The organism is Desulfosarcina sp., assembly GCF_033791525.1.
Lineage (GTDB): Bacteria > Desulfobacterota > Desulfobacteria > Desulfobacterales > Desulfosarcinaceae > Desulfosarcina.
Map to the genome: position 1 here is coordinate 1 of NZ_JASJGN010000257.1, position 4,963 is coordinate 4,963.

The window sequence follows — 4,963 nt, forward strand, 5'->3', positions numbered from 1 at the left end:
GCACAGGCCAGCGGGTTGCCGCCGGTGGTAGTGGTGTGCATGAAGGGGTTGGGTTCCATGCACGACCAGATTTCAGGCGTGGAGAAAAATGCGCTCATGGGCACGACACCGCCGCCCAGTGCCTTGCCGAAACACATGATGTCCGGGGTCACATCCCAGTGATCGACACCGAAAATTTTTCCGGTGCGACCGAAACCGGTCTGAACTTCATCGGCGATCAGAAGCACGCCGTAATGGTTGCACACCTCGCGCAAGCGGGGCCAGAATTCATCCGGTGGCACGATGGCACCGGCCTCGCCCTGGACCGGCTCGACCACAACGGCGGCCATGTCCTGACCCACGGTCTTGGCGGCCGCCAGCAGTCGTTCGACGGCATCGGCATCCCCGAAGGGCACATGCTGTACTCCATCCAGCAACGGCAGCAGTGGTTTTCGATAAACCTTTTTACCGATGAGCGACAAGCTGCCCAGGGTTTTGCCGTGAAATCCCTTGAGCATGGCAATAAAGCCCTTTTTGCCCGTATACAGTTTGGCCAGTTTCATGGCCCCTTCCACCGCCTCGGTACCGGAGTTGGCGAAAAAGCCGTATTGAATTTTCCCCGGTGTCAGCAGTGCCAGCACGTGACCCAACTCGGCCCTGAGCGGATCGAGCAGTTCCTGGCTGTACTGGGGTGAGCGGTCCAGCTGAGCCTTGACCGCGGCAACGATTTTGGGATGTCGGATGCCGTAGGAGTAGAGGCCGAATCCACCTAGGATGTCCAGAAACTCACGCCCAAGGGCATCTACGAGAACCGATCCCTGACCGGTCCACTCGGTGTAGGCGAAGTCACCGGACTCGGTGACCGATTTGCGGTATTCCAAGAATCCCTTGTTGATGTGATCCCGGAAATTGCGCACCGTTTTTCTGGCAATGTTCTGCCGGACGTCAAGGGGAGTCTGGTCCGCCGGGGTCAGGATGGTGTCGACCATCTTACGCGCCTCGGCATAGGCCGACTGAATATCTCTTCCCTGATAGTCGCTCTTGAAGTTCTCCTCGTAATCGCGCATTGGATGCTCCTTCGTTGAAATGGTTCGACCGCGGACAATGGGCGGCGGTCGATAATTCACGGTTTGACGGGCTCACCAAAAGTCCGATATCGGCGTTACGTTTCATCCCTCGTCATTGCGGCGTGCAACATGTACGCCTCTTTCCTTAAGGATTGAAGATTCCCCGCCAAAACTGCGAAGAATCTTCCCTGTATGGAATACAATCGATTACCACTCCGCTCGCTAATCCCGTCGAGATCGACTTGGAACGTGCTCGCTTTCACGGCTCACAAGCCTTGATTTCGGGCTTTTCACGAGTCCGTCGAAAATGCGGCTCCTTAAACTGCCTCACTGTTTGGTGTCTGCTTTATCGTCAAAGGTATTATTTGAACGTTCGTTTAATTTATTGATAAAAATAGATCATTCGAAATGGATAGGGCGCCCTCCTTATCCGTTCAGCTAATCGGTATTGGCTTAATCAATCACGAACCTGAAAAATTGACTGCCTCGCTGCGGCGTGAAATTTTAAAATTCGCCGTTCTTCAGTGCACTGACCAGGACCTTCCGGGCAGATTGCGCAAAATCGTCGAAATGCTTCCCGTCGGCTAAAAACTGGGAGTGAAATTCCAAGCCTTCCATGAGGGTGACAATATAGTCGGCTGCCTTAACCGCATCATCTACTTTGATGATCCCCTTATCGTTGAAATTGGCTAGTTTTTCGCACAGGTAGTCCCGCAGCCATTTGAACATGACCCTGAAGCGCGCCAATATCTCTTCATTTCTTAAGCTCAGATAATAAAAAGCGAAATGCACACCCGGATCGACGGTCCGACTCCATTTAAACGAGAAAAGCACGTCGATAATCGCATTGAAATGCGCTTCATCATCCTCGATATGCTCAAAGTTGATCATCGCCGGCGATTGATACTTTTCAATCAGCAGATCAACAAGCTCAAGCTTCATGTTCTCTTTGTTCTTGAAATAGTGGATAATCAGGCTGGGATGAATACCTATCCGGTTGGCGATCTTACTGATCGACGTGCCTTCAAGTCCCTCTTGGATGAGCACCTGATAATAACTCTCGAGGATATCCGGTTTTCTGAGCGCCGCGCTTTTATTTTTCCTCATGGCCCATTCAGTTCCCTATTTACGGTTGGACGATGATATTGTATTGATCATAGTCGTTTTAATTTGTTTAAAGTTTTCCATGCCGATGGGGTGTCGCATCTGTTTATTAACTGCATATTCAATTAAATAGCTGCTGACAAGGAAAATTATGAGTTTGGACAGAAACGAAAGGGTATTCGGCGCTTCGAATCTATCACTGCGTGATGGGGCAAACCAGATAGCCCCGCAGCCTGTGAAAGCTGCAACGGGCATGTATTCAGCAAGGCCCATTCATCGGCAACGCAATTGGTGTACTATAGATCAAAATACCAAAACGGCTTAATATATTAGTTTTTTATCGATGACTGGTCGATATTGGCAGTGCCGCCTGCCATTCTTTTTAATGATAAACAGAAAATTTCTATGCCATGCTGCATATGCCGGGTGGCTCCGGCCACGGTCGTTTTGTAGCGTCCGATCCGGAGCCCTTCGAAGATCTATCAACATGCACTGGTATGCGAATTGATTATATCCACTATTCAACAAAGGAGTTGACCTATGCCAGGCCGAAATCATGAACTGCTCGAAAAACGCAATCAGCATGTCCCCCAGGGCCCCTTTAATATCACCAGCGCATTTATCAAAGAAGCCCATGGAGCTGTCATGGTGGACGTGGACGGCCGCGAGCTGATCGATTTTGCCGGCGGTATCGGGGTGAACAATGTGGGGCACTGCCATCCCAAGGTGGTGGCAGCCATCCGGGATCAGGCCGGCAAATTCATCCACACCTGCTTTCACGTGGCCATGTACGAACCCTATGTGGAGCTGGCCGAGCGGCTCAACCATCTGGCACCCGGGGATTTCGCCAAGATGACCCTGTTTGCCAACAGCGGTGCCGAAGCGGTGGAAAACGCAGTCAAGGTGGCGCGTTACGCCACCAAAAGACCGGCGGTTATCTGTTTTGAAAACGCCTTTCACGGCCGAACGCTTTTGACCATGACCCTGACCAGCAAGGTCAAGCCATACAAATTCGGATACGGACCTTATGCGCCGGAAGTCTACCGGATGCCTTTTGCCTACTGTTACCGGTGTCCCTTCGGATTGACCTACCCCTCCTGCGGAACCGCCTGTGCCGACCACCTCGAAGAATTCTTCATCAATCATGTGGCTGCAGAACAGACGGCGGCCGTGATCGCCGAACCCATCCAGGGAGAGGGCGGTTTTATTACGCCGCCCCCCGAGTATTTCCCGAAACTGAAAGCCATCTGCGAGAAGTACGGTATCGCCTTGATCGTCGATGAGGTTCAAAGCGGTGCCGGTAGAACCGGAAAGTTCTTTGCCATCGACCATTGGGGCGTGACCCCCGATATCATTACCCTTGCTAAAAGCTTTGCCGGCGGCATGCCCCTGTCGGCGGTGATCGGTCGCGCCGACATGATGAACGCTTCCCATGTGGGCGGCTTGGGTGGCACATACAGCGGCAATCCCGTGTCCTGCCGGGCGGCGCTCGCCGTATTGGAGATCCTGTTCGAAGACGGACTGCTCCAGCAATCGGTTCAGTTGGGCGATACCCTGCTGGCACGTTTCACGGCCATGCAGGAGCGCTATGAGATTATCGGCGAGGTGCGCGGCAAAGGCCCCATGCTGGCCATGGAACTGGTGGAGGACCGTGAATCCAAGCAGCCGGCCACCGATAAAGCCAAGGCACTGGTCAGCCGCTGTTTTGAAAAGGGGTTGGTATTGCTTTCCTGCGGTAATTTCGGCAATGTCATCCGCACCCTGATGCCGCTGGTCATCACCGATGAACAGCTGGATAAGGGGCTGGCGATACTCGAGGAAAGTTTAGAAGAGGTCTCGCTTATCTGATTTCAGGATTCGTATCATGGTCAAAAAACAAAATTACAATAGCCAAAATAACAAATGACAAATAAATCACAATGACCGAAAATCTAAAATTCCAAACCTGATGATCTTAGATAAAGGACATTCCAATTACAAAAATATATACTTTTTAGACAGTTGCAAAAGGAATTAAAACAATGCATGGTTATTTTCAACAGGCACTGACCGTCGATGTGAGCAACCGATCCTCCCAGACAGAGGCGCTGAGCGACGCATTGCTCAGCGCCTGCATGGGCGGCAAGGGGCTGGGAACCCAGCTGCTGCTGGATCGAAATCCAATCGGTGTGGATCCCTTTTCTCCCTACAGCCACCTGGTGTTTGCCCTGGGACCGGCCACGGACAGCCCGATCCACGGGTCATGTCGCCATGGTATGTTCGCCAAATCCCCGCTGACCGGCCTTTACAGCGAATCTTATGCCGGCGGCAGTGCGGCCATCGCCATGAGTCGGGCCGGTTTCGATGCCTTTATCATCCACGGAGCGTCGGAGCGTCCGCTGTGGCTGGAGATCACTGATCAGGGTGTCTTTTTCCATGAGGCGGACGATCTGTGGGGGCTGGATACCTTCGAGACCGAGGCTGCCGTGCGCAAGCGGGTGGCCGCAAAGTCGCCGGGCATTATGGTGATCGGCCCGGCAGGCGAAAACTGTGTCCGTTTCGCCGTTGTTAAAAATGACGGATGGCGAGTCTGCGGCCGCACGGGAATGGGGGCGGTATTCGGTTCCAAAAAGATCAAGGCCGTCGTTTTTCACGGCGGCCAAAAGCGCCCTTTTGCCGATCCGCAAGGTCTCAAAGCCTATGCCAAGGAGAAATTAGCGCTCTACAAGGACCACCCCGTCACCCAGGCCTACCGCAATAACGGTACGCCCATGATGGTGGATATCCTCAACAAGGCCGGGGGATTTCCCAGCCGGTACTGGTCCCAGGGATCG

Annotated in this window: 4 protein-coding genes; 2 read left to right on the forward strand and 2 right to left on the reverse strand. The window is 53.0% G+C overall.

Annotated elements, in window-relative coordinates:
* Positions 1–1,046, reverse strand: a 1,046-nt coding sequence (locus tag QNK41_RS12995) for an aminotransferase class III-fold pyridoxal phosphate-dependent enzyme (RefSeq protein WP_319257579.1), incomplete at its 3' end; no start/stop codon positions are given.
* A gap of 504 nt (positions 1,047–1,550) precedes the next feature.
* Positions 1,551–2,153, reverse strand: coding sequence for a TetR/AcrR family transcriptional regulator (locus tag QNK41_RS13000; RefSeq protein WP_319257581.1), 603 nt, complete (start codon positions 2,151–2,153; stop codon positions 1,551–1,553).
* 537 nt (positions 2,154–2,690) lie between these two features.
* Between QNK41_RS13000 and gabT the strand changes: the two genes are divergently transcribed.
* The gene (gene gabT, locus QNK41_RS13005) at positions 2,691–3,998 is read left to right on the forward strand and encodes a 4-aminobutyrate--2-oxoglutarate transaminase (RefSeq protein WP_319257583.1); all 1,308 of its coding nucleotides are present in this window, start codon (positions 2,691–2,693) and stop codon (positions 3,996–3,998) included.
* Between the two features lie 173 nt (positions 3,999–4,171).
* Positions 4,172–4,963 (forward strand): aldehyde ferredoxin oxidoreductase N-terminal domain-containing protein (locus tag QNK41_RS13010; RefSeq protein WP_319257585.1); only part of this gene is annotated, 792 nt, incomplete at its 3' end.